The sequence below is a fragment of the Calidithermus chliarophilus DSM 9957 genome, from assembly GCF_000430045.1.
GTDB lineage: Bacteria > Deinococcota > Deinococci > Deinococcales > Thermaceae > Calidithermus > Calidithermus chliarophilus.
Map to the genome: position 1 here is coordinate 2,059,374 of NZ_KE387023.1, position 22,803 is coordinate 2,082,176.

A 22,803-nucleotide genomic window follows, 5' to 3' on the forward strand; every position below is an offset into this window, starting at 1 on the left:
CCGCGCGCGGGGAGGGTTTATCCCCCCCGGCCCCCCTTGCTAAGGGGGGTGACAAGGCGTTTCGCGTTTCGCGTCTTGCGTCTTGCGTACGACGTACGACGTGAGACGTACGACCCACGCCCGGCGCCGGGCGTTCGGCTATCAGCTATCGGCTATGGGCTATCAGCTATCAGCTATCAGCTCTCGCCCCCCGACGCCTCGAGCCGCTCGAGCTTGCGCACCACGTCCTCCACCGCCGCCGCCAGCGAGGCGCCGATCCCCGAGTCCATGTGCCGCCCGTCGAGGTAGGCGTAGATGATGTAGACGTCGTCGGCGTCGAGCACCGCGCCGACCTCGAGGCTGACGTAGAAGAGATAGCCTCGCTCGCGCCAGGCGGCGAGGCGGGAGTGGAAGATCAGGCGGTCGGCGGTGGCGATCAACGGCGATCAGGCTCCTGCTCCCGCAAGCTATCACCTGGCCGGGGCCTACGAGGGCTATTTGCCCTTTCGCCAGCAAAAACCGGCCCCCACTGGGGCCGGTCGGCTGGCGAGCCGCGCTTACTTGGGGGTGTGGCGCACGATGAGCTTGGTGCTGCCGCTGGCCTCGAAGATGACGTCGGTGTCGGGCATCAGGGGGTGGGGGCCGGCGTAGCGGATGGTGTCGCTGTACTCGGCCTTCTGGCCTTCGAACTCCAGGTCTACTTTCCACCACTCCCGCTTGTAGAGGTCGTAGCCGTGCAGGGGGGGGAAGAGCGGGGCCCAGCCCCCGTGCCCGTCGGCGCCGCCGACCTCGAAGGTGCCGTGGTCGCAGGTGAGGATGAAGGTCTGGATGGCGACCGCCGGGTTGAAGACCAGGGTCATGTAGGAGTGGGTCTTGTTGGGGTCCTCGAGGTCGCCGAGCAGGTTGATGTACATCTCGCTCTTGCCGTTGACGCTCTCGGCCACCACCACGTCGGCGAAGGTCTCGTCCTTCCCGGCCTTGACCGAGGGGCAGTCGGGGTCGCGGGGCGGGCCGAAGTAGCTGGTGTAACCGCTGGCGGTGAACTTGAGGGTCTGCAGCGGGCCCTGGCCCACCAGCATGGAGTACTGGGCGGAGTAGCTGAAGGGCACCTTCGCCGTGACGTGGTGGTTGGAGGTGATGTCGGAGATGTTGTAGCCCATGCCGCTGGGGGTGGTGGTGCGCTGGGTGAGGATGAACTCGAACTCCAGCTCGAAGGAGGCGCACTTTTCGGCCTTGGCCTCGAAGGCCTCGAGCTTGCCCTCGAAGTAGGGCTTGAGCCGGGGGTTGCGCTTGACCCAGGAGACCCAGCCCAGGATTTCGCTGACGAAGGTGATGTCCTCGTTGACCACGCAGGCGGTGTAGGCCTTCTCGACCGCGTTCTCGATGGCCTTGGCGATGAGGCTCCAGCCCTCGTAGATCTGGGCCTTGAAGGCCTCGTCGAGCCCCAGGCGGCTGACCTCCTTGCGCCAGGCGAGGAACTCGCGGATGGCCTGCCGGATCTTGGTCTCGTCGGTGAGGGCGGCCTCGAGCAGCCCCTTCACCCGCTGGTAGTAGCGCCCGGCCACCTTGGAGGCGTCGGTGAGGTCGAGCCCCAGGTCGTGCTCGAAGCGGTCGCGGGGGTCGGTGGGCACGAGCGGCACCAGGAGGTCGCTCAGGTCCGTCTCGGTGGCCACCGCCGCGCCGGGGTTGGAGAAGTGCATGAGCTCGAGGGTGACGGTCTGGCCCTCGACCTTGCGGCCTTGCAGGTAGAACTCCTGGCCCGTCTGGTGGGAGTTGAAGCCCTTGAGCTTGGCCGCGTCGAAGGGCTTGGCGGCCTCGATCTTCAGGGTGACGGGCTCGAGGAACTCCAGCCCCTCGGGCTCGAGGTGCACCGCGCCCACGTAGCCGCCGCTGAGGGGCAGGCCGTTGACCTTGGCGATGGGGGTCATGGTGATGGCCTGGGCGCTCAGCAGCGCGCCCTCGGGGACGGTGAGGGTGAAGCGGGTGCCGTCGGCGGCGGTGGCCTCCAGGCTGCCGCCGGCGGCGGGGATGGTGGCGCTGGCCGCGCGGCCGCTGTCGAGCTCGATGCCGACGTCGAGCGGCTTGGGGGCGCGGGTGTCGGGGTCGGTGCTGCCGCCCACGGTGACGGTGGTCTGGGCGGTGACCTCGCCCTTGGCGTTCTTGGCGGTGAGGGTGTAGGTGGTGGTCGCCCCCACGCTCACCGCCTTGCTGCTGCCGCTCACCGGGCCGATGCCGGGCTCGAGGCTCAGGCTCTGGGCACCCTGCACGTCCCAGCTCAGCGTGGCGCTGCCGGGGGCCTCGAGGTGCTGCGGGCTGGCCGTGAAGGACTTGATCTGGGGCGCGCTCCCGACCTCCTTGGGCGGGGTGCAGGCGGCGAGGGCGAGGAGAAAGAGCGGAAGGAATAGACTTCTTTGCATGAACCAAACCTCCGAATGGGCGCCCGGTCGGGGCGACTCCAGGAGGTTAGGGGAGGGGGCGTTAGGCGGGTGTTAGTTGGGATGTGGGGTGCTGAATGCCGATAGCTAAACGCAAAACGCAAAACGCAAGACGCGAAACGCGAAACGCCTTGTCACCCCCCTTAGCAAGGGGGGCGGGGGGGGGATAAACCCTCCCCGCGCGCGGGGAGGGTTGGGGAGGGGTGAACCACAAGCCTTCCGCTGACGGCTGATAGCTGAGGGCTTCCCGCTTCCTGATCAGTCCAGGTACAGCGTGAGCACCAACAGGTACATCCCCACGCTCCCCAACAGCACCCACAGGTGCCACAGGCCGTGGAAGCCTACGCGCTGGGGCCAGGGGTTGGGCCACTTGGTGGCGTAGGTGACGGCGCCTATGCTGTAGGCGAGGCCGCCCAGGATCATCCAGGCCAGTGCCCAGGGGCTCAGGGAGAGCTTGGGGAGGAAGAAGACCGCCAGCCAGCCCAGGCCCACGTAGGTGAGGGTGTTGAGCCAGCGGGGGATCTTGAGGGTGAAGATCTTCAGGCCGATGCCCAGCGCTGCCAGCCCCCACACCAGGCCCAGCAGCACCGGGCGCAGGGAGGGCTCGAGGGCGCTGAGCACCACCGGGGTGTAGCTGCCGGCGATGAACAAGAAGATCGCGGCGTGGTCGAGCTTGCGCAGGGCCAGCAGGGCCCGTTCGGGGACCTTGAGCGCGTGGTAAAGCGTGCTGCTGGTGTACATCAGGACCATCGAGGCCCCGAAGACTAAGGCCCCGACGACCTTGGCGGTCTCACCGCCCGACAGCAGCAGCAGGACTACCGTGCCCAGCAGCGCGAGCACCGCGCCGGCGGCGTGGGAGTAGGTGTTAAAAGGTTCCCGAACCATGCCCCAGGGTATACCAGCTTCTCACGAAACGGGTGAGCACTCGGTGTGCACGGGCTTATACCGGATTCAAAAAGATAATCACCCAAACTAAAGACCTTCAGAGGCTATCTTTTTGAATCCTAGAGCACTCCCTTCGGTCGGGTTGGTCCGTCACCGAACGGTGACGGACCAACCGAATCTGGTATTACGCGATGCGGGTGTGGAGGGCGCCGATGCCCTCGATGGCCACCTCCACCTGGTCGCCGGGCTTGAGCTCGCCCACGCCCTCGGGGGTGCCGGTGAGCACCACGTCGCCGGGCTCGAGGGTCATGAACTGGCTGATGTAGGAGAGCACCTTGGCGACGGGGAAGATCATCAGGCTGGTGTGGGCCTCCTGGCGCAGCTCGCCGTTGACGTAGGTGCGCAGCATGGTGTTCTGGGGGTCCAGGCTGGTGACGACCCACGGCCCGATGGGCAAGAACTTGTCGGAGGACTTGGCCCGCACCCACTGCAAGTCGGTGCGCTGCACGTCGCGCGCGGTCACGTCGAGGGCGCAGGTGTAGCCGAAGACGTGGTTGAGCGCGTCGTCCTCGGGGACATCCTTCATGCGGTCGCCGATGACGACCGCGAGCTCGCCCTCGTAGTGTAGCGACTTGGTGAAGGCGGGGTAGGGCACCGCGTCGCCGGAGTCGTGGGGCCGGGCCGGGTTGGCGGGGTCGGCGAGGGTGTTGAGGCCCTTGAGGAAAAGGCCGGGCTCCTTGGGCAGGTCGCCGGTGTCGTTGCCCATCTCGCGGATGTGGTCGAGGTAGTTGCGGCCCACGCACACGATCTTGCCGGGCGCCACGGGCGCGCGCAGCCGCACCGAGCCCAGGTCAAACACGCGCCCGGTGGGGTTGCCACCGGGCATGTCGGTCTCGTGGATGGTCTCGCCCTCGAGCACGCCCCAAAGGCCTTCGTTAAAACGCACGATCTTCATAGCGAGGTGAGTATAACCCGGCCTGCGGGGCCATTTCTCCCTTGTGCCGCTCACTCCAGCGCCAGCCGCACCAGCCGGTCGAGCAGCTCGGGGTAGGCGAGCCCGGAGGCCTGCCAGAGCTTGGGGTACATGCTGGTGGGGGTGAAGCCGGGCATGGTGTTGAACTCGTTGAGGTAGAGGGTGCCGTCGGCGGCCAGGAAGAAATCGACGCGGGCCAGCCCCCGGATCCCCAGCACCCGGTAGGCCTCGACGGCCACCTCGCGGATGCGCCCGGAAAGCTCGGCGGGGATGTGGGCCGGGATGTGCAGGTGGGCGCGGCCTTCGGTGTACTTGGTCTCGTAGTCGTAGAACTCCGAGGCGTAGGTGATCTCGCCGACCACGCTGGCTTCGGCGTGGATGTTGCCCAGCAGGGCGACCTCGAGCTCGCGCACGCCCTCGAGGCCCATCTCCACCAGGGCCTTGTTGTCCCAGCGGAAGGCCTCCTCGAGCGCCGACTGCCCGTCCTGGTCGGCCCGCACCTTGCTCACCCCCACCGAGGAGCCGGTGTTGGCGGGCTTTACGAAGTAGGGGGGGCGGAAGTGCGGCTCGGGGGCGCTCTCGCCCTGGTAGAAGGTCACCCAGGGGACCACGGGGATCCCGGCCTGCTGCAGCACCCGCTTGCAGAGGTCCTTGTCCATGCACACCGCCGAGGCCGCGACCCCGGCCCCCACGTAGGGCAGCCCCAGGAACTCGAAAAAGCCCTGGATGGTGCCGTCCTCGCCCCAGCGCCCGTGCAGCAGGGGAAAGGCCGCGTCGAAGCCGTGCCAGGGGACGGGGGGAGGGAAGGGGTGCTCGCCCTGCTCGGCCACGCCGGCCTCGAGCGCCCGCCGTGCCGCCTCGCCCAAGAGCCACTTCCCGTCCTTGGCGATCACGGCCAGGGCGGTGGGGTGGGGCATGGCGGCGAGCACGCCGCGGGCGGAGGAGAGGGAAACCTCGTGCTCGCCTGACTTTCCCCCGGCAATGAGTAAGATGTGCAATTGCCTCACGATGATGATGATACACGCTGCCCTGGAAAGGCCGTTACCATTCACGCCGCCCGGTGCTGCTATACTCGCCCATCATGAACAAAACCCTCACGCGCACCCTGTTGGCGCTGGCGGCCGGCGCGGCCTCGCTGGTGGTGACCGCCCAGACCCCGGCCCGCGCCCCCGTCGGCCTGGCCCTGAGCATGGGCACCATCAACACCGAGGGCCAGCAGGCGGCGGGCAGCTTCGTGCTCACCAGCTTCTACGTGCCCGCCCTCGAGCCCGACTACAAGCAGGACGTGAAGGTGGTGGTGCGCGGCCCGGCCGGCTGGAACAAGGGCCAGGCGATGGAGTTCGAGGTCGCCGAGGTCACGCCCGGCGAGGGGTACTGGAGCTTCACGGGGGCCGAGGACGTGCCCCTGGTGAGCGGCAACTACACCGCCGAGGCCGTCATCGACGGCAAGACGCTGCGCTCGGAGATCTCCGTGGACGCGACGAAGCGCCTCGAGGTGCCCCAGATCCAGAGCGTCCAGAACAGCGCGACCTCCCAGGTCAGCCTGCGCTGGCGCGCCGTACCCGGGGCCGAGATCTACCTCGCCGGCCTCTACGACGCCGCGGGCAACGAGCTCGCCCGGGCCGCCTCCACCGACAACGAGGAGAGCTTCACTGGCCTGTCGCTCGAGGCGGGAGCGACCTACTACGCCCAGGTCATCGGCTTCTCCTACGACCCCAATTTCTCCGTCGAGCAGTTCGCCCAGGTCCCCAGCCAGGTCAACGTGGCGTACGACGTGGAGGAGTTCAAGCTGAAGTGAGGGTGGGCTAGGGGATGGGAGGGCCGTGTGTCGTGGGCTGAATGTCGGTAGCCGATAGCCGGGCGCGGGTCGTGCGTCCTACGTCGTACGTCGTACGCGAGACGCAAAACGCCAAACGCAAGACGCAAAACGCCTCGGCCTTCGACTCTAGACCCTCGGCCCTCGACAAACCACAGGCCACGTGCCTCCCTGGACCCGTCCCTCCGGCCCTTCACGGCGTTTAGGGCCTTCTCATGGTTTCCAAAAGAGGCGCTCGTACCCTTTGGGCGTGAAACGACTCATCGTCCTTTCCCTTCTCGTGGCGGGGCTTCTGGTCGGCGGTTGTGCCCCCATGACCGGTGGACGGCCTCCGTTCGGGCCTGCTCCTACCCCCGCCCCCCAGAACTACGGCGGCGAGTACGCCAACGAGGTGCTCCGCATCCCCACCTATCCCCGCAGCCGCACCCTCGACAAGCGCGAGTTCGGCAACGGCAACAGCCGGGTGCGCTTCCGGGTGGACGGCGTGAACGTGCGGATGGTCTACAACTTCTTCGTCGACCAGATCGAGGACGCCGGCTGGGCCCGCAACCGTTACGAGGTCGAGGGGCAGAACCGGACCTGGCAGGGCGTCTACCAGCGGGGCATCCGGCTGGTGCGCGTGAAGGTGCAGCAGGAGGGGAGCAGCGACGTGTATGTCCTCGAGGTTACGTTCTTGCAGTGAGGGTCGATGGTCGATGGTCGATAGCTGATAGCCGATAGCCAAACGCGAAACGCAAAACGCCAAACGCAAGGTGCAAAAAATCCCACCCTCCGGCCGGAGGGTGGGAAGGCTGACAGCTCACCGCTTACTGCCGTCTACCACAAGCCACAGACTATGAGCTCCTGCTCACTGGGCTTGAGGGGTGTCTGGCGCGAAATTCAGGCCGTTGTACTTCTGCTGGATCTTTTCGGGGGGCTCGCTCACCCAGTCGCGGGCGAGCTGGGCGGCGGCCTCGAGCACCTTCTCCATCACGGGGGCGAGCTCGGGGCGGAAGCCGCTGAGCACCCAGCCGGCCCCTTCCTCGGGGGTGGGGGGCTTGCCGATGCCGATGCGCAGGCGGTGGAAGGCGCTGGTGCCCAGGTGCTTGTGGATGGACTCGAGGCCGTAGTTGCCGGCGTTGCCCCCGCCCGCCTTGAAGCGCAGGCGGCCGGGCGGCAGGTCGAGCTCGTCGTGGATCACCAGGATGCGCTCGGGCGGGATCTTGTAGAAGCGGGCGATGGGGGCTACCGCCTCGCCGGTGGCGTTGTAGAAGGTGGTGGGCTTGACCAGCCAGCCCTTCTCCTCGCCTACCGCCAGCTCGGCCACGAGGGCGTTGCCCTTGAGCCGGTAGGATGCGGGCGGGGCCAGGCGGTCGAGCACCATGAAGCCCACGTTGTGCTTGGTGCGGGCGTACTGAAGCCCCGGGTTGCCCTGTCCGACGATGAGGAACATAGTCCGAAAGCGATGCGCCAAACGCTAAGCGCCTAACGCCAAAGACCCGTTGGGGCGTTCGACGTTAGGCGCCGGGCGTGGGGCTTACTCTTCCTCGGTCTTGCCCTTCTTGATGACCTCGACCTCGGTGGGGGCGGCGGCCTCGGCGGCCAGCTCCTTCTCGGCGTCGACGGGGGGCACGATGGAGACCACGGTGTCCTTGGGGTTCGTCGCCAGCTTGACGCCTTCGGGCAGCTTGAGCTCGTCCATGTGGATGCTGTCGCCGATGTTGAGCTCGCTGACGTCCACCTCGATGAACTCGGGGATGGCCTTGGGGCTCACCTTGACCTGGACGTCGGCGTTGACGAGCTGCAGCACGCCGCCCAGGCGCACGCCCTGGGCGGTGCCCACGACCTTGACCGGGACCCACATCTGCACCGGCTCGTCGCTCAGGGCGTAGAAGTCGACGTGGTTGGGGCGGCGGCGGCGGGGGTCGAGGTTGACCTGGCGCACCAGGGTATCGACGGTCTGGCCGTCGAGCTCGAGGGTGATGACGTGGTGGATGCCCGCCTGTAGGAAGACCTTGTTGAAGTCGCGCAGGTCCACGACGACCTTGCGGTTCTCGCTCTTGTTGTACAGCACGCCGGGCAGCTTGCCTGCGTCACGCAGGTCGTTGAGGTTTTCGTTCCCACGGGTCTGGGCTTTGAGCCGGTACTCCATACTTCCTCCGTAGCGGTTGGGTCGGGTTTTTGTGGCCGCCAAGGGGGGCGGCTAAACACAAGCCTTCCGAGTGTATCACACGGCGGGGTTTTGTTGTAGAGGACTGCGGAGTGTTTTCCCGGGCTCACCGCGCCTACAGGGGACCGGGAGCGCAGGCGTGTTGCCCCAGGGTATACCAAAGCCTATAGACTGGAGTCCGCGCATGAAGATTTCCGCCCTGCTCCGAGCCACCCAGCCCGTCTTTTCCTTCGAATTCTTCCCGCCCAAGACCCCCGAGGGCGAGCAGCAACTCTTCCAGACCATCGCCGAATTGCGCCCGCTTTCCCCGGGCTTCGTCTCGATCACCTACGGCGCGGGCGGCTCCACCCGCAAGCGCACGGTGGAGTGGGTGCGGCGCATCCGGGAGCTGGGGTTGGAGCCTCTGGCCCACCTCACCTGCGCGGGCTCGAGCCGCGAGGAGATCGCCGCCCTGCTCGACGAGCTCGCCACCTGCACCGACAACGTGCTGGCCCTGCGCGGCGACCCGCCCAAGGGGGCCGCGGCCTTCGTGCCCGCCGAGGGCGGCTTCCGCTACGCCAACGAGCTGGTGGCCTTCGTGCGCGAGCGGCAGGGCGACCGCTTCGCCCTGGGCGGGGCGGCCTACCCCGAGGGGCACCCCGAGAGCGTGAGCCTCGAGGCCGACCTGCAAAACCTGCGGCGCAAGGTGGACGCCGGCCTCGACTTTGTCATCACCCAGCTCTTCTTCAACAACGCGCTCTACTTCGGCTTTGTCGAGCGCGCCCGCCGGGCGGGGATCACCGTGCCCATCCTGCCCGGCCTCATGCCCATCACCAACCTGGCCCAGGTGCGCAAGTTCATGGACCTGTGCGGCGCCAGCATCCCCGGCCCCCTGCTCTCGCGGCTGGAGAGCGTGGCCGACGACCCACAGGGGGTGCTCGAGGTAGGGGTCGAGCACGCGACGAAGCAGGCCGCCGAGCTCCTGGCCGCCGGGGCCCCGGGCATCCACTTCTACACCCTCAACAAGTCCCCGGCCACCCGGCGTGTTCTGGAAAACCTTCGCTAACCGGCAGAGGCGTTAAGGTTCGGGGGAGGTGCCTATGAGCGACGTTGCAGACAAGGTATTCCTCCTGACCGGCGGCGGGGGCGCCATCGCCGCCTCCATCGCCGACGCGTTCGCCGCGGCCGGGGCCCGGCTGGCGCTGGTGGACCGGCAGCTCGAGTACGTGCAGGAGCGGGCCCGGGCCCTCGGGGGCGGGGCCTTCGCCGCCGACTTGAGCAAGTACGAGCAGGTGCAGACCCTCGTCAGCCAGGTGCGCCAGCAGATGGGCCGCTTGGACGGGCTCATCCACACGGCGGGCGGCTTCAGCGGGGGCAAGGTGGCCGAGAGCGACCCCGCCCTCTACGACCGCATGTTCGACCTCAACGTGCGCACGCTCTTCTACGCCACGCGGGCCGTGCTGCCGGTGCTGCTCGAGCACAACGACGGCTTCGTCGCCGGGATCTCCGCGGGGGCCGCCTGGCGCGGCGCGGGGCCGGGCATGGCGCTCTACACCGCCGCCAAGAGCGCGGTGGCGGCCTTCCTGCGCTCGCTCGACGCCGAGCTCAGGGGCACCAACATCCGGGTGGCGGTGCTCTACCCCATGGGCACCGTCGATACCCCGGCCAACCGCCGCGACATGCCCGACGCCGACCCCACCACCTGGATCGACCCCGCCGAGATCGGCCAGACCCTCCTGTACGCCGCCAGCCGCAGCACGCGGGGGCGGGTGCTCGAGCTGCCCGTCTACCCGCCCAGGTGAGCGCGCCAGGGGGCGGGGCTCCTTGTGAGCGCGCGCGATATCGGTTAGCTTGGGCCGGATGGACCTCGAGCGCCTCGTCCTTTCAGTCTCGTACCCCGGTATTTTCGCCATCGTACTCGTCGAAACCGGCTTTCTGGTGGGCTTCGCCCTGCCCGGCGACAGCCTGCTGATCGCGGTGGGCCTGCTGGCCGCCGCGCACAAGATCAGCCTGCCCCTGGCCCTGTTCGCGCTGTTCATCGGCTCCTTCCTGGGCAACAACCTGGGCTACTGGTGGGGCATGCGCCTGGGGCCGGCGCTCGAGCGCCGCGTCCGGCGCGAGGAGCTGGAGAAGGCCTACGCCCTCTTCCGCCGCTTCGGGGTGCTGGCGATCTTCATCGCGCCCTGGGTGCCGGTGGTGCGGGCGCTGGTGCCCTTCGTGGCCGGGGCCACCCGCATCCCCTGGCCGCGCTTCGTGGTGCTGACCTTCTTCTCGAGCCTGCTGTGGACCCAGGGCCTGACCCTGCTGGCCTATTACGTCGGGCGCCTGATCCCCGACCTCGAGAAGTACGTCTACCTGGTGCTGCTGGCCGGGGCCCTCTTCGGCGTGCTGATGGGCCTGCCGCGGCTGCTGCGGCGCAGGCAGGCGGAGAAGTCGGAGTAGGCCGGGGCGCGGGGCGGGCGCTCAGCACCCCGGCGGGTCGAACACGTCGCTGGTGTTAACCGCGCCCAGCCCCTGCACGTCGGCCCCGCCGGGGAGGTAGATCTTCCCGTCCCAGACCGCGGCCATGATGCCGTGGCGCGGGGCGGGCATGGGGCTCAGCGCCTTCCAGGCGTTGGTCCGGGCGTTGTAGGCCTCCACCTCGGCGAAAACCCCGCCCTGGGCGGCGCGGTTGCCCTCCCCGCCGAAGACGTAGAGGCACTCGTCCACGGCGGCGGCGGCGTGACCCGAGCGCCCGGTGGGCATGGGGGGCAGGCGGCTCCAGCGCCGGGCGGTGGGGTCGTAGACCTCGAGCGCGTCGAGCGTGAAGCTCTGCCGGTTGCGCCCGCCCACGGCGTAGATCTTGCCGCCGATGACCCCGGCCGCCAGGTGGTCGCGGGGGGTGGGCATGGGCGGGAGCTCGCTCCAGCGGTCGGTGGCCGGGTCGTAGACCGCGAAGTCGCCCACCGTGCCCGCGGCCGCGCCGCCCAGGGCATAGATCTTGCCGCCCAGCTCCACCGCGATCAGCCCGCCGCGGGCGCTGGGCATGGGGCTGCGCTGGCCCCACCGCCCGGTGGCCGGGTCGAAAACCTGCACCGCCGCCGTGGGCCGCCCCAGCGCGGGCCCCTGGTAGCCGCCCAGCACGTAGAGCTTGCCCTCGAGCGCGGCCATCCCCGGGTGGTTGACCCCGACGGGCAGGGGCTCGAGGCGCCGCCAGCGGTTGCTGGCGGGGTCGTAGGCCTCGAAGGCGTTGGTGGTGGCCCCGCCGGCGGTGAAGCCCCCGGCCACGTAGACCCTGCTCCCGGCCGCGGCCACCCCGACCTCCTGGCGGGCCTCGCTCAGGGGGGCTAGGGTCTTCCAGCTCGAGGTCTGGGTCAGCCCCAGCCCGAGCGCCACCGTCAAACCGACCGCACCCAGGGCTTTCATGCCCCCAGTGTGCCACAGAGCCTACCGCTGCAGGCGAACCCTCCGGCGGGAGAGCAGGCCCCAGGCCAGCACTACCACCCCCGCGCCGCCGGCGTCGGCCAGCCAGTCGCCCAGGTCGAAGACCCGCCCCGGCACGAAGAGCTGGTGCACCTCGTCGCTGAGCCCGTAGAGCACGCTCAGCGACCAGGCGAAGAAGGGGCGCCCGGTCCCCTGCACCAGCAGGTAGCCCAGCAGCCCGTAGACCCCCGCGTGCACCAGCTTGTCCCACGGCGGCGGGATGCCCACGCTCTCCCCGGGCTGGGCCGAGAACCAGAAGATCAGGGCCATGTGCAGCCCCGCCAGCAGCAGGTAGGCGCGGTTCAATGCCCCGCCTCGACGAGCTCGACCAGCACCCCGCCCGACCACTTGGGGTGGATGAAGGCCACGAGGTGCCCCCCGAACCCGGGGCGCGGCGCCGCGTCGATGAGGGGCGTGCCCTCCCCGGCCAGGCGCTCGAGCTCCCCCCGGATGTCGCCCGTCGCGAAGGCTAGGTGGTGGATCCCCGGCCCCCGCTTGTCCAGGAATTTGCCGATGGGGCTGTCGGGCCGGGTGGGGGCGAGCAGCTCGAGGCGGCTGTGGCCGCTCCTGAGCATGTACACGCTCACGCCCTGGCTCTCGACGGTGTCCTTGGCCTCGAGCTCGTACCCCAGGGCGTAGTACGGCCGGGCGGCGGCCTCGAGGTCGCTGACGGCGATGCCGACGTGGTGGAGTTCCATGGGTCAAATATACGGCGATGGTCGATAGTCGATAGCTGATAGCCGGGTGCGGGTCGTACGTCGTACGCCAAACGCCAAACGCCAAACGCAAAACGCAAGACGCAAAACGCCCATTCTTTACCCCCCTTAGCAAGGGGGGCTGGGGGGATACCCCCTCCCCGCGTGCGGGGAGGGAAGGGGAGGGGTAAGCACGAGCCACAGGCCACGTGCCTACCGCTGACGGCTGATGGCTGACTACGGACCGCTTCTCGCTAGCGAAGCGCGGGCTGGCGCTCCTGCACGGGGAACACGGCCATGCTCACCGGTCTCGAGGCGAAGGGGGTGATGCGCGGGGCGGAGCGGTTGGAGTTGATCTTGACGTCGGAGGGGAGGAGGGTTTCCAGGGGTTTTTGGCTGTTGAGCACGACGATCAGGGGTTTTTGGTCGGGGGCGGCGCCGGGGTCTTCGGCGGCGAGGTAGAGCAGGCGATCGCCCTCGAGGGTGCCCTCGAGGTAGCTCAGGCCGTCGAGGCCCACGTCGCCTGCGGGGTCGATGAGGCGGAAGGCGTCGCTGGCGAAGAGCACGCGGAAGATCCCCTGCTGGCTCGAGAGGGCGTAGACGTTGGCGGTGGAGGCCAGGAGCTGGTCGGGCCGGCGGCCGTTGGGGTCGGGGCCGCTGACGTTGACGGGAGGTTCCCGGAGGTTCCAGGTCAGCAGCAGCACGTCGGTGCTGCTGCGGAGCAGGCCGAAGACGCGGTTGCCCGCGCTGTCGTACACCAGGTCCCGCGGCTCGAAGAAGGGCTGGTTGTAGGTGTTGCTGCGCACGATCCCGGGTTCGGTGCCGGTCATCTGGGCGTCGGGGCGGAGCTCCAGCCGGCCCTCATCCCCGTTGAGGATCACCAGGGCGTTGCTGGTCGTCAGGGTGAAGACGGCGCGGCTGGCCTGCACGTTGATGGGGCCGATGAGCTTTTCCGGCACGCCGCCGGGGGGCACCGCGCTGAAGTCGGCGAGGTAGAGGGCGTAGGGGGCGCCGGTGTTGGGGGCCGGGGGGCATACCGCGAGCAGGTAGCGCGGGCTCGAGCGCAGGTAGCCCCTCGAGCAGTCGACGGGCTGGGGGTTATCGGCGCTGCCGTCGGTGAAGAGGAAGGGGCGGGGGTCGAGGGCGGAGGGGTCGGGGACGGTGTCCTCGAAGAAGGGGTCGGTGCTGTAGGCCGTCAGGCGGTCGGCGTGCAGCACCCACAGGCGGTTGTTCTGCTGCTCGCTCTGCTTGAGCCTGTGGTAAAGGTCCAGGACCTGCGGCAGGCCCGTCCACGCGCCGATCAAGGGGCTCTGCCCGTCGTCGCGCACGTCCGGGCGGAGCCGGGTGGTGAGGTAGAAGTCGACGCGGTCCCCCGAGGCCACGGCCAGGAAGGAGGGCGCCGGGGGCTCGTAGCTCCCGGTGCAGGCCGTCAGGGCCGCGGCCAGGAGCAGGGTCATCCATCGGTACACGGGTACCTCCTCGAGGTCTGGGGTGAGAAGCGGCGGCAAGCGGTGATGGGTAAGCCGCCGGCTCTCAGCCTTCCGGCCCACTCCCACCCTCTGGCCGGGGGGTGGAGGGCAGTGAGCGTCTTACGTCTCGCGTTTTGCGTTTTGCGTTTCGTGCTGGGCATACCGCGTTCGACCCCCGTATCACTTGTCCCACGGCCAGCGGATGCCGGTGCGGTCGAAGAGGAAGTCGGCCGCCTCGCCGCCGAGCAGGAAGGCCAGGCTGGCTTTCTGGGCCTGGGTATCGATGGTCAGGCGCATGGCCCAGCAGCAGCGGTCGTAGATCAGCACGAAGAGCGGCTTGAGGATGAGCGGGTTGCCGCTGCTGTCGCGCCAGGTGAAGGCCTGGGTGTAGTAAAGGCCGAAGATCAGGCGCTCGTTCTCCTGGCCCATGTAGACCAGGGTGGGGCCGAACTGGTTGAGGCCGACCGAGAAGTTGCCGACCTGGGGGCCGCTGTTGATGCGCTCGAGCCGCAGCCCCCCCTGCAGGCTCAGCCCGAACTCGCCGGGGGCCTTGGGGCCGGGGAGGATCTCCAGCGCCCCCAGCAGGCTGAGGCGGCTGAGGTAGAAGTAGGGCTGGTCGTAGTCGGGCAGGCCGAAGACGACCTCCAGCCGCGCCTCGCGCCCCGGCTCGGCCAGGCCCGTGCCCAGCGAGAGCTGGGGGTTGTCGAAGCCCAGGCCCCGGATCAGCGTGGTGCGCAGGATGGCCCGCAGCGTGGCGGCGTAGTCGTAGGAGAGGGTGAGGTCGGCCTTGCCCTCGTCCTTGTCCTCGGCCTCCCCGACGTACTGGTCGGGGAAGAGGATGCGGTGCTCGAGCTTGAGGGTGTGCGGCCCCCACTTGCCCTGCACGAAGCCGTCGAGGGCGTAGGTGCGGCTGGCGACGCCGTTGAAGTTGAAGTTCTCGTCGACGAGGTAGCTGTCGGGGCCCTCGAGCCAGGAGAAGTTGAAGCGCACGAACTTGGCCTGGCCGTTGTTGAGGTCGCGCTGGTGGGTGAGGCGGGCGGTGCCCGAGGGCAGGGTGTACTCCAGCGCCAGGTTGAGGTCGCCGTAGCGGTCGAGGACCTGGGTGCCGCTGGCCCAGATGTAGCTGCCGTTGGCGCTGAAGCGGAAAGGGCTGAGGTTGAGCCCGAAGCGCGCGGAGAGGTCGAGGTGGGTGATGTCGTTCTGCGGGCTGGGGTAGCCGGCGTTGATGTCGCGGCGGTAGGTCAGGCCGAAGTTGACGGGGGAGGGGTTGAGCTCGAGGTTGAGCGCGAAGGGGTCGAAGCGGCGGTCGACGAAGTTGTAGTTGAGCGTGGCCGAGCTGCTGAACCAGCCCTGCTGCACGCTCACGGTGCTCCCCAGCGTGCGGGAGAGGGTGTTGACCCGCGCCTCGCGCGCCAGCGGGCTCTCGCCCTCGACGCTGCGGTTGGCGAAGTTGAGGCTGAGGCTGAAGGGGGCCAGCCGCTGGGTGAAGCTCGCGCTGGTGTCCCAGCGGATCAGGCGCTCGAGCTCCCCCTCCGTCGCCCCGGCGGGCGGGGGGTTGCGCGTGGTGTAGTACCAGCCCTCGAAGAAGTTGTTGAAGCTGAAGCTCGCCCCCTCCCAGGGGGTGGCCGTGTAGTTCTCGGCGTGCTGGACGTAGAGCCGGCCGGTGCCGATGTACCCGTCGCCGTTGGTGTCGAGGCGGCGGGCGCTGCGGTTGTCCTGGTTGAGCCGGTCGACGTAGTACCCGGCCGTGACCGCCCCCCGCACGCTGAAGCCGCCCAGCCGGAGCCCCTCGTTGAACAGCAGCGAGAACTCGGGGAGCACCTGGTCGGTGTTGTAGGGCGTGTCCCAGGCGTAGCCGTCGAGGAAGGTCTTGAGCCGGAACTTGAAGTCGGGGTCGCCGGCGGCGTCGCGGCTGAGGTTGACGTCGATGCTGGTGATGCCGTAGCGGCCGGGGTCGGTGTCCTTGCGCTCGATCTTGTACTCGTACTTGTACTCCTCCTGCTGCAGGCGGTACTCGAGGCTCCACTGGAACAGCGGCCGCTTGAGCGGGTCGCCGGGGGCGGGGGGCAGGTAGAGGAACTGGTAGCGCGAGTAGGCCGCGCCCAGGCCGTAGTGGTCGAAGCCGAAGCCCCAGCCCCGCGCCTCGGTGTAGCGCAGCAGGGTGTAGCCGATGCCGAACTCGTTGACGTAGGGCAGGTCGGCGTTGAAGAAGAAGCCCTCGACGTCGGTGCCCAGGTCCACGCGGGGCCGCCGCTCGGAGAGGAAGAGCCCGATCACCGGCAGGTAGAGCACCGGCTGGCCCCGCACCACCACCCACACCTCGCGGGCGATGAGGCGGTCGCCGGGCAGCAGCAGCACCTCCTTGGCCCGGAAGCCGTAGTCGGGGACGGCCTGCCCGCAGCGCAGGCAGGAGGTCACGAAGCCCTGCTGCAAGAGGATCTGGCCCGCCACGCGCTGGCAGTAGGGGCCGGTGAGGTCGAAGTCGCCCGAGCGCACCTTGACCTCGATGGCCTCGAGGCTGTTGTCGGAGGTGTCGAGCTCGAGCTCCTCGGCCTCCAAGACGCGCTTTTCCTTGTCCTGGTAGCGCACCTTGCCCATGAGCTGCAGCCGCTTCTGGGCGCGGTTATAGACCACCCTCAGCGCCTCGATCTTCTCCTCGTCGCGCTCCATGAGCACGGGGTTGCCGGTGAGGATGACCAGCTCCTCGCCGTTCTCGTTGCGGATCTCGAGGCGGTCGGCGGCGATCACCTTGAGCGTGGCCGCCTGCGCCAGCGCCAGGCCCCAGCACAGCGCCACGACGGCGAGGCCCTTGAGGGGGGGAATGGGAATGGGGATGGGGATGGGGGAATGCCAATTCATCGACGTCCGAACCTCAATAAGATCAGCCCCGCCAGCGCGTAGATCAGGCCGGGGCCGAAGGCGGCGCTCCACGCGGGGATGACCCCTTGCTCGCCCATGATCCGGCCCACGCTGGTGGTGGCGTAATACAAGAAGCTCAACACGGCCACGCCCACGAAGCCCAGGCTGCGGCTGCCGCCCAGCAGGAAGAAGGCCACGCCCACCGCGAAGAGCGCGAAGGCGAAGGAGGCGGCGGGCTCGGCGAATTTGCGGTAGAGGGTGGTGAGCTCGGCCTGGTAGGAGAAGCCCTGGCTGCGGTACTGCCGCACCCGCTCGCGCAGCTCGGCGATGGAGAGGTTGTTGAGGCCGCCCGGCGGGTCGAAGCCCAGCTCGACCAGCGGGACCGTGCCGCGCGCGAAGGTCGCCACGGTGCGGGGCTTGCTCAAGCCGTAGGTCACGCGTAGCCCGCTGTCGAGCACCAGGCTGCCCCCCTCGAAGCGGCCGCGGGGGGCCACCAGGATCTCCTCGGCGGTGATCACCCGCACCTGCCCGATGCTGTTGTCGCTGTTGACCTCGCCCACGTAGACGATGCGGCCGTAGGCGTCTTCGAAGCGGGTGCCGGGGCTGAGCAAGGCCCGCGGCTTCTGCACCACCGCCTCGCGCAGCACGCTGCTGGCCTTCTGCAGCCCGCGCGGCACCAGGGTCTCGGCCAGCACGATGCCCACGATGAACAGCACGCCCGCGAACATCAGCATCGGCAGCAGCACCCGCGCCTTGCCCACGCCCCCCGCCAGCATGGCCTTGAGCTCGGAGTCCTCGCCGAGCCTCGAGAACACCAGCAGCAGCCCGAACAAGAAGGCCAGCGGCAGCGCCCGCACGACGAGCTCGGGCAGCTTGAAGGCCAGGTACTGCCCCACCACCAACGGGTCGGCGCCGCGCTGCAGCAGCGGGGCCAGCACCTCGTAGAGCGCGCCCGCCAAAAGCGCCATGATCACCGCGGCCAGCGCCCCCACCAGGTAGATGCCGACCTCGCGCAGGAGGTAGAAGTCGAGCCGCGTCATCGCAACCTCAGCGTCAGCACGGCGGCCACTGCCCCGAAGATCAGGTTGGGCATCCAGGCCGCCACCACGGGGCCGAACAGGTCGTACTCGGCGAACTTGGCCGAGAGGGTCCACAGGGTGTAGTAGCCGAACAGCAGCACCACCACCGCCACGAAGGCCCACGACTGCTCGCGCAGCCGCAGCCCCACCGCCATCGCCAGCCAGGCCAGCACCAGCGCCCCCAGCGCGTTGGCGTAGCGCTGGGCCAGCGGGAACACCGCCCTGCCGTCGGCGCGGGCGACCTCGTGCAGCTTGGTGAGGTTGATGGCGTCGTAGGAGTCGGTGGGCGGGGGGGCGGAGAGGGGGAAGGGGAGGGGGTGCGAGCCGACCACCGTTACGCGGCCGTCCGGCTCCACGCGGCGGGCGTCCTCGAGCTGCCACACCCCGGCCTGGAGCCAGCGCCCCCGCGGCGCGCTCCACACCGCGCCGCCCGGCTCCACCACCCGCACGTTGTCCAGCCGCACCCCGCTGCCGTCGTTGTCGGGGTACACCCGCTCGGCGTAGTACAGCCCGTAGCCCTGGGGGGTGTAGAGCTGGTCGGTCAGCACGCCCGAGGGGCTGCTGCCGTAGAAGATGCGGTCCTTGAGCGCGTCGAAGCGGAGCTGGGCCTCCGGGCGCAGCCAGCCCCAGGTGAACAGGGCCAGCCCGCTCACCACGGCCCCCACCCCCAGCACCGGCAGCAGCAGCACCATCGGCCGGACGCCCCCGGCGTACATGGCCTTGAGCTCGGACTGCCGGATCCAGCGGGCCAGCGTGATCAGCAGCGCGAACACCAGCCCGAAGGCCAGCGCCACCCCCAGGAAGTACGGCATCCGGTACAGCCACAACAGCAGCATGTCCTGCACCGGCGTACCCATCCGGGCGAAGGCGCCCGCCCACGAGGTGAAGAAGTCGCTGGTGAGCAGCCCGACGAAGATCAGAAATCCCACCAGGTACAGGCTCAGGGCTTCACGAAGGAAATAGCGTCGGAGCATGCTGGCGGCAGTATACGGCGGCACCATGATGAAAAGGCTAGAAGAGGGGGAAATGGGTCCAGGGTCGAGGGTCGATAGCCGATAGCTAGGTTGGGAGTGGATGGCGAGTAACACGGCGGATGGGGGTTCAGACGGGCGGATCATGGGGGATGTTAAGAATATTTGACGCTGAGTAAAGAATGGCTTACATTGGGGGTGTCAAAGATTTTTGACATGGGCTCGAGTGCTCGGCGGTTCGGAGGAGGCGGGATGACGTACGAGGAGAAGGGGACCTGGGTTTTTCTGGTCGTTTCGGTCGCGGCCTTCGTGGGCTATCTGGTGTGGCTGGTGGGGCAGCTCCTCGGCACCCCGCCTGCGGAGATCGCCTATGCGCGCCCGATGCTCTGGGCCATCGGGGGTGCTGCGGTCGCTTCGATCCTGGGCCGCCTCCTGATCGTGGTCGCCGCGCCTCGAGAGGCCGGCAAGAGCGACCAGCGCGACCGCGAGATCCAGCGCTTCGGGGACCACAGCAGCCGCTTCTTCGTCGACGTCGCGGGGATCGCCGCGCTCGTCATGGCCATGCTCGAGCTCGACCACTTCTGGATCGCCAACACCCTCTACTTCGGCTTCGTCGGCGCGGCGCTCGTCACCTCGGTGGTCATGATCGTGTCGTATCGGCGGGGCTTTTACCCGTGGTGAAGCCGACGAAGATCACCAACTCCATCCGCGCCCTGCGCTTCGCCCACGGCGAGATGACCCAGGCCGAGCTCGCCGACCGGGTGGGCGTGACCCGGCAGACCATCATCGCCATCGAGCAGGGCAAGTACTCGCCCTCGCTCGAGATGGCCTTCCGCATCGCCCGGGTGTTCAAGGTGCCGCTCGAGGAGGTGTTCCACTACCCGGATGAGGCCGATGGCCGGTGATCGATAGCTGAATGGCTGCGGCTGAGGCGGCAGCCCCGGCGACGTGCGGTGCAGGAGGCCCATGAGGCCCCAGGCGGGCCGTCGTGCCCGAAAGGAGATGGCAGATGAAGGCGATGGTATACACCCGGTACGGTTCCCCCGACGTTCTCGAGCTCAAGGAGGTGCCCAAGCCCGTCCCGAAGGCCGGCGAGGTGCTGGTCAGGGTGCACGCCACGGCCCTCAACGCGGCCGACTGGCGGCTTTTGACGGGCACCCCGCGCCTGCTGCGCCTGATGTTCGGGCTCTTCCGGCCCAAGCACCCGGTCCTCGGCGCCGACGTCGCGGGGCGGGTCGAGGCGGTGGGGAAGGACGTGAAGGGCTTCGGGCCCGGGGACGAGGTGTTCGGCGACCTCTCCGGCAGCGGGCTCGGCGGGCTGGCCGAGTACGTCTGCGTCAAGGAGCAAGCCCTGGCGCCGAAGCCGCCGCGCCTGGCGTTCGAGGAGGCGGCGGCCGTGCCGATGGCGGCCGTGACCGCGCTGCAGGGGCTGCGGGACGCCGGCGGGATCCGACCCGGGCAGAAGGTGCTGATCAACGGTGCCTCCGGCGGCGTGGGGACGTTCGCGGTGCAGATCGCCAAAGCGCTCGGCGCACGGGTGACGGCGGTGTGCAGTTCGCAGAAAGTGGACCTGGCGCGTTCCCTCGGGGCGGACCACGTCGTCGACTACGCCAAGGAGGACTTCACCAAGAGCGGCGGGAGCTACGACCTGATCCTCGACGTCGCGGCTTACCGCCCATTCTCGGAGTACCGGCCCGCGCTCGCCCCCGAGGGTGTTTACGTGCTGGTCGGGGGTCACTTCAGCCGGATCCTGCAGGTCATGCTCCGGGGGCCGTGGGCTTCGCGCCGAGGGGGCCAGCGGTTCCGGGCCCTGATGGCGAAGCCGGACCCGGCCGACTTAGCCTTCGTGAGCGGGCTGCTCGAGGCGGGCAAGGTCATGCCCGTGATCGAGCGGCGCTACCCGCTGCTCGAGGCCGCCGAGGCCCTGCGCCACCTGGGGCAAGGGCACGCCCGGGGGAAGCTCGTCGTCACCGTGCGGCAGGAGCCGGTGCCCTCGAGCCCGTCCGCCTGATATTTTGGGGGCATGATCCACACCCTCGACCTCCTCGACCGCGCGCCCCGGGTCATCGCCTCGTTCCTGCTCGAGACCCCCGAGGGCCCGGCGGTGTTCGAGACCGGGCCCGAGTCGCGCTTCGAGACGCTGGCCCGGGCGCTGCACGAGAAGGGCTACGCGCCGCAGGACGTGCGCCACGTCTTCGTGACCCACATCCACCTCGACCACGCCGGGGCGGCCTGGCGCTTCGCCGAGCACGGGGCGACGGTCTACGTCCACCCCAAGGGCGCCCCGCACCTCATCGACCCCAGCAAGCTGTGGGCCTCGGCCGCGCGCATCTACGGCGACCAGATGGAGGCCTTGTGGGGCCGCATGGGCTACGTGCCCGAGGCGCAGGTGCGGGTGCTGCAGGACCGGGAGACGGTGAGCCTGGGGGGCTTCACCGTCGAGGCCCTCGACACGCCGGGCCACGCCAACCACCACCACGCCTACCGCATCGGCACGGCCCTGATCGCGGGGGACGTGGCCGGGGTGCGGATCGGGCGGGGCCCGGTGCTGCCGCCCTGCCCGCCCCCCGACATCCACGTCGAGACCTGGCAGCAGTCGCTGGCGCGGCTGCGGGGGCTGGGCCTGCAGACCCTCTACCTCACCCACTTCGGCCCCGTGACCGACGTGCAGGCCCACCTGGCCGCGCTCGAGGCCCGCCTGCTGGACTGGGCCGACTGGATGCGCAAGCGCCTCAAGGCCGGCCGGACCCGCGACGAGATCGTGCCCGAGTTCGAGGCCCACGTGGCCGACGAGCTGCACGCCGCGGGCCTGAGCGACGAGGAGGTGCGCGAGTACGAGTACGCCGACCCGGCCTGGATGAGCGTGGACGGGCTGATGCGCTACTGGACCAAGCACCGCCCCGAGGCCGTCGCTCGAGCCTCCTGAGGGCGGTTCCCTCGAGCCCCCCGCACAGTCCGGTCGTGCGGGGTGAAACCCCTGCCCGAGCCCCAACATCACCGGCACCGGCGGTCGGTCACGGGCATCGCGGTGAGGCGCACTCCGGCGCGCGAACGGTTTACACTCTGAGTAACCGAGGAGGGCGCCGTGGCAGGGCATCGCCTGCGGCTCTTGGGGGAGGCCACCCTGGGGGTGGAGGGGCGATCCCCCGTGCGCCTTGAGCGCAAGGTCGCCGGGGTGCTGGCTTACCTGGCCCTGGAGGGCCCCACCCCCCGCTCCCGGCTGGCCGGGTTGTTGTGGCCCGACGCCGCCGAGCGCACGGCCCGCAACAACCTGGCCCAGGCCCTGCGCCGGTTGCGTCAGGCGGCAGGGGGGTACGAGGCGGCAGGCGGGGACGAGGTGCTCAAGCTCGCCGAGGGCCTCGAGGCCGACGCCGCCAGGCTGGTGCTGTCTTCCTTCCGAGGACGCCACGCCGAGGCCGCGCTCCTGGGGGGGGAGCTGCTCGCGGGCTACGAGTACGACGACTGCCCCGACTTCGCCGACTGGCTCCTCGCCGAGCGGAGGCGCCTGAAGACGGCCTGGTGCCAGGCGGTGCTCCAGGAGAGCGAACGGCAGGAGGGCGAGGGGGACTTCCGCGCAGCCTCGGCCCTGGCTGAGCGGCTCACCCAGGCCGACCCCCTCTCCGAGGAGTATGCCCGGCGGCTGATGCGCCTTTGCTACCTCCTGGGGGATCGGGGGGCAGCCTTGGCCGCCTACCACCGGCTCCAGGACGCCCTACTCCGGGAGACGGGGCTGAACCCCCTGCCCGAGACCCAGGCCCTGGCCAGGGAGATCGCCGAGGGCCGGGGGCCTGGGCCGCCCAAGCCTCGGTCCAGACCGGAGGTATACCCTTTCATGCTGATGCCTTCGCCCTCGGCCACCAGTGGAAGAGGGTGTGCCGCCGCAGGGTCTTTGGGTCCCCCTCCAGGACCCGGCACCGCTCGGCCACCCCCTCCATCATCTCCTGCAGGTCCTGGAAGTACCGGTTCGCCACCGCCTCGTTCACCAAAGGCCACACCCGCTCCACCGGTTGCAGCTCGGGGCTGGTAGGGGGGCAGAAAGACCAGACGTATCC

24 protein-coding genes are annotated in these 22,803 nt (G+C 69.3%); 10 read left to right on the plus strand and 14 right to left on the minus strand.

Annotation, left to right across the window (positions count from 1 at the left end):
* Nucleotides 1-176: 176 nt before the first annotated feature.
* The 5 genes from MEICH_RS0110115 to MEICH_RS0110135 form a co-directional block, all read right to left on the minus strand.
* Entirely contained in the window at nt 177-419 is a 243-nt protein-coding gene (locus tag MEICH_RS0110115; protein ID WP_027892517.1) for a hypothetical protein, read from the minus strand.
* Between the two features lie 117 nt (nt 420-536).
* Nucleotides 537-2,396, minus strand: a complete 1,860-nt coding sequence (locus MEICH_RS27100; protein ID WP_027892518.1) for a hypothetical protein — start codon at nt 2,394-2,396, stop codon at nt 537-539.
* 276 nt (nt 2,397-2,672) lie between these two features.
* Nucleotides 2,673-3,299, minus strand: coding sequence for a PAQR family membrane homeostasis protein TrhA (trhA, locus tag MEICH_RS0110125; RefSeq protein WP_027892519.1), 627 nt, complete (start codon nt 3,297-3,299; stop codon nt 2,673-2,675).
* 184 nt (nt 3,300-3,483) lie between these two features.
* Nucleotides 3,484-4,254, minus strand: coding sequence for a fumarylacetoacetate hydrolase family protein (locus tag MEICH_RS0110130; RefSeq protein ID WP_027892520.1), 771 nt, complete (start codon nt 4,252-4,254; stop codon nt 3,484-3,486).
* A 50-nt stretch (nt 4,255-4,304) separates the two neighbouring features.
* The gene (locus MEICH_RS0110135) at nt 4,305-5,270 is read right to left on the minus strand and encodes a D-alanine--D-alanine ligase family protein (protein ID WP_027892521.1); all 966 of its coding nucleotides are present in this window, start codon (nt 5,268-5,270) and stop codon (nt 4,305-4,307) included.
* A gap of 83 nt (nt 5,271-5,353) precedes the next feature.
* Here MEICH_RS0110135 and MEICH_RS0110140 point away from each other — a divergent pair, with 83 nt between their 5' ends.
* Nucleotides 5,354-6,070, plus strand: a complete 717-nt coding sequence (locus tag MEICH_RS0110140) for a hypothetical protein (protein WP_027892522.1) — start codon at nt 5,354-5,356, stop codon at nt 6,068-6,070.
* 268 nt (nt 6,071-6,338) lie between these two features.
* Nucleotides 6,339-6,770, plus strand: a complete 432-nt coding sequence (locus MEICH_RS0110145) for a hypothetical protein (protein ID WP_157202705.1) — start codon at nt 6,339-6,341, stop codon at nt 6,768-6,770.
* Nucleotides 6,771-6,935: 165 nt separating this feature from the next.
* Here the strand turns inward: MEICH_RS0110145 and pth are convergent, their stop codons facing one another.
* Both pth and MEICH_RS0110155 read right to left on the minus strand, forming a co-directional pair.
* Nucleotides 6,936-7,520, minus strand: a complete 585-nt coding sequence (gene pth, locus MEICH_RS0110150) for an aminoacyl-tRNA hydrolase (RefSeq protein ID WP_027892524.1) — start codon at nt 7,518-7,520, stop codon at nt 6,936-6,938.
* A gap of 84 nt (nt 7,521-7,604) precedes the next feature.
* Nucleotides 7,605-8,219: a 50S ribosomal protein L25 gene (locus tag MEICH_RS0110155; RefSeq protein ID WP_027892525.1), complete on the minus strand. Its 615-nt coding sequence runs from the start codon at nt 8,217-8,219 to the stop codon at nt 7,605-7,607.
* Between the two features lie 202 nt (nt 8,220-8,421).
* Here MEICH_RS0110155 and metF point away from each other — a divergent pair, with 202 nt between their 5' ends.
* From metF to MEICH_RS0110170, 3 genes are read left to right on the plus strand one after another with little or no spacing between them, the layout of a single operon-like run.
* Nucleotides 8,422-9,282 (plus strand): methylenetetrahydrofolate reductase [NAD(P)H], encoded by an 861-nt coding sequence (metF, locus tag MEICH_RS0110160; RefSeq protein ID WP_027892526.1) that lies wholly within the window; start codon nt 8,422-8,424, stop codon nt 9,280-9,282.
* 34 nt (nt 9,283-9,316) lie between these two features.
* Nucleotides 9,317-10,018 carry an SDR family oxidoreductase gene (locus tag MEICH_RS0110165; RefSeq protein ID WP_027892527.1) on the plus strand — a complete coding sequence of 234 codons (702 nt, stop codon included), beginning with the start codon at nt 9,317-9,319 and terminating at the stop codon, nt 10,016-10,018.
* Between the two features lie 58 nt (nt 10,019-10,076).
* Entirely contained in the window at nt 10,077-10,658 is a 582-nt protein-coding gene (locus MEICH_RS0110170; RefSeq protein ID WP_027892528.1) for a DedA family protein, read from the plus strand.
* A gap of 21 nt (nt 10,659-10,679) precedes the next feature.
* On the opposite strand, the gene MEICH_RS0110175 is transcribed toward MEICH_RS0110170, so the two are convergent.
* From MEICH_RS0110175 to MEICH_RS0110205, 7 genes are all read right to left on the minus strand, one after another.
* A complete protein-coding gene (locus MEICH_RS0110175; RefSeq protein ID WP_027892529.1) occupies nt 10,680-11,621 on the minus strand; it encodes a Kelch repeat-containing protein in 942 nt (313 codons plus the stop codon).
* 21 nt (nt 11,622-11,642) lie between these two features.
* Complete coding sequence (locus MEICH_RS0110180; protein WP_027892530.1) at nt 11,643-11,984, minus strand: VanZ family protein; 342 nt, start codon at nt 11,982-11,984, stop codon at nt 11,643-11,645.
* The gene (mce, locus tag MEICH_RS0110185) at nt 11,981-12,376 is read right to left on the minus strand and encodes a methylmalonyl-CoA epimerase (protein ID WP_027892531.1); all 396 of its coding nucleotides are present in this window, start codon (nt 12,374-12,376) and stop codon (nt 11,981-11,983) included. The genes MEICH_RS0110180 and mce overlap by 4 nt, the downstream gene beginning before the upstream one ends.
* Before the next feature lie 251 nt (nt 12,377-12,627).
* Nucleotides 12,628-13,842, minus strand: coding sequence for a hypothetical protein (locus MEICH_RS27105; RefSeq protein ID WP_157202706.1), 1,215 nt, complete (start codon nt 13,840-13,842; stop codon nt 12,628-12,630).
* Nucleotides 13,843-14,022: 180 nt separating this feature from the next.
* The gene (locus MEICH_RS24525; protein WP_051304087.1) at nt 14,023-16,701 is read right to left on the minus strand and encodes an LPS-assembly protein LptD; all 2,679 of its coding nucleotides are present in this window, start codon (nt 16,699-16,701) and stop codon (nt 14,023-14,025) included.
* The gene (locus tag MEICH_RS0110200; protein WP_027892533.1) at nt 16,698-17,741 is read right to left on the minus strand and encodes an LptF/LptG family permease; all 1,044 of its coding nucleotides are present in this window, start codon (nt 17,739-17,741) and stop codon (nt 16,698-16,700) included. The genes MEICH_RS24525 and MEICH_RS0110200 overlap by 4 nt, the downstream gene beginning before the upstream one ends.
* The gene (locus MEICH_RS0110205) at nt 17,738-18,754 is read right to left on the minus strand and encodes an LptF/LptG family permease (protein ID WP_027892534.1); all 1,017 of its coding nucleotides are present in this window, start codon (nt 18,752-18,754) and stop codon (nt 17,738-17,740) included. Before MEICH_RS0110205 ends, MEICH_RS0110200 begins: the two co-directional genes overlap by 4 nt.
* A gap of 249 nt (nt 18,755-19,003) precedes the next feature.
* On the opposite strand from MEICH_RS0110205, the gene MEICH_RS0110210 reads away from it, so the two are divergent.
* From MEICH_RS0110210 to MEICH_RS24535, 5 genes are all read left to right on the plus strand, one after another.
* Nucleotides 19,004-19,432, plus strand: coding sequence for a hypothetical protein (locus tag MEICH_RS0110210; protein WP_027892535.1), 429 nt, complete (start codon nt 19,004-19,006; stop codon nt 19,430-19,432).
* Nucleotides 19,426-19,656, plus strand: a complete 231-nt coding sequence (locus MEICH_RS0110215) for a helix-turn-helix transcriptional regulator (RefSeq protein ID WP_027892536.1) — start codon at nt 19,426-19,428, stop codon at nt 19,654-19,656. The genes MEICH_RS0110210 and MEICH_RS0110215 overlap by 7 nt, the downstream gene beginning before the upstream one ends.
* A 104-nt stretch (nt 19,657-19,760) precedes the next feature.
* Nucleotides 19,761-20,762, plus strand: a complete 1,002-nt coding sequence (locus MEICH_RS24530) for an NAD(P)-dependent alcohol dehydrogenase (protein WP_051304088.1) — start codon at nt 19,761-19,763, stop codon at nt 20,760-20,762.
* Between the two features lie 12 nt (nt 20,763-20,774).
* Nucleotides 20,775-21,677, plus strand: a complete 903-nt coding sequence (locus MEICH_RS0110225) for an MBL fold metallo-hydrolase (protein ID WP_027892537.1) — start codon at nt 20,775-20,777, stop codon at nt 21,675-21,677.
* 159 nt (nt 21,678-21,836) lie between these two features.
* The gene (locus MEICH_RS24535) at nt 21,837-22,778 is read left to right on the plus strand and encodes an AfsR/SARP family transcriptional regulator (protein ID WP_051304089.1); all 942 of its coding nucleotides are present in this window, start codon (nt 21,837-21,839) and stop codon (nt 22,776-22,778) included.
* The last annotated feature ends 25 nt before the right edge of the window (nt 22,779-22,803 follow it).

Coding starts and splice junctions, on each gene's coding strand:
- MEICH_RS0110205 (WP_027892534.1), bottom strand. CDS start 18,754: ATGCTCCGACGCTATTTCCTTCGTGAAGCCCTGAGCCTGTACCTGGTG.
- mce (WP_027892531.1), bottom strand. CDS start 12,376: ATGGAACTCCACCACGTCGGCATCGCCGTCAGCGACCTCGAGGCCGCC.
- metF (WP_027892526.1), top strand. CDS start 8,422: ATGAAGATTTCCGCCCTGCTCCGAGCCACCCAGCCCGTCTTTTCCTTC.
- MEICH_RS0110165 (WP_027892527.1), top strand. CDS start 9,317: ATGAGCGACGTTGCAGACAAGGTATTCCTCCTGACCGGCGGCGGGGGC.
- MEICH_RS0110200 (WP_027892533.1), bottom strand. CDS start 17,741: ATGACGCGGCTCGACTTCTACCTCCTGCGCGAGGTCGGCATCTACCTG.
- MEICH_RS0110170 (WP_027892528.1), top strand. CDS start 10,077: ATGGACCTCGAGCGCCTCGTCCTTTCAGTCTCGTACCCCGGTATTTTC.
- MEICH_RS0110140 (WP_027892522.1), top strand. CDS start 5,354: ATGAACAAAACCCTCACGCGCACCCTGTTGGCGCTGGCGGCCGGCGCG.
- pth (WP_027892524.1), bottom strand. CDS start 7,520: ATGTTCCTCATCGTCGGACAGGGCAACCCGGGGCTTCAGTACGCCCGC.
- MEICH_RS24530 (WP_051304088.1), top strand. CDS start 19,761: ATGAAGGCGATGGTATACACCCGGTACGGTTCCCCCGACGTTCTCGAG.
- MEICH_RS0110130 (WP_027892520.1), bottom strand. CDS start 4,254: ATGAAGATCGTGCGTTTTAACGAAGGCCTTTGGGGCGTGCTCGAGGGC.
- MEICH_RS0110155 (WP_027892525.1), bottom strand. CDS start 8,219: ATGGAGTACCGGCTCAAAGCCCAGACCCGTGGGAACGAAAACCTCAAC.
- MEICH_RS0110175 (WP_027892529.1), bottom strand. CDS start 11,621: ATGAAAGCCCTGGGTGCGGTCGGTTTGACGGTGGCGCTCGGGCTGGGG.
- trhA (WP_027892519.1), bottom strand. CDS start 3,299: ATGGTTCGGGAACCTTTTAACACCTACTCCCACGCCGCCGGCGCGGTG.
- MEICH_RS0110210 (WP_027892535.1), top strand. CDS start 19,004: ATGACGTACGAGGAGAAGGGGACCTGGGTTTTTCTGGTCGTTTCGGTC.
- MEICH_RS24525 (WP_051304087.1), bottom strand. CDS start 16,701: ATGAATTGGCATTCCCCCATCCCCATCCCCATTCCCATTCCCCCCCTC.
- MEICH_RS0110225 (WP_027892537.1), top strand. CDS start 20,775: ATGATCCACACCCTCGACCTCCTCGACCGCGCGCCCCGGGTCATCGCC.
- MEICH_RS27100 (WP_027892518.1), bottom strand. CDS start 2,396: ATGCAAAGAAGTCTATTCCTTCCGCTCTTTCTCCTCGCCCTCGCCGCC.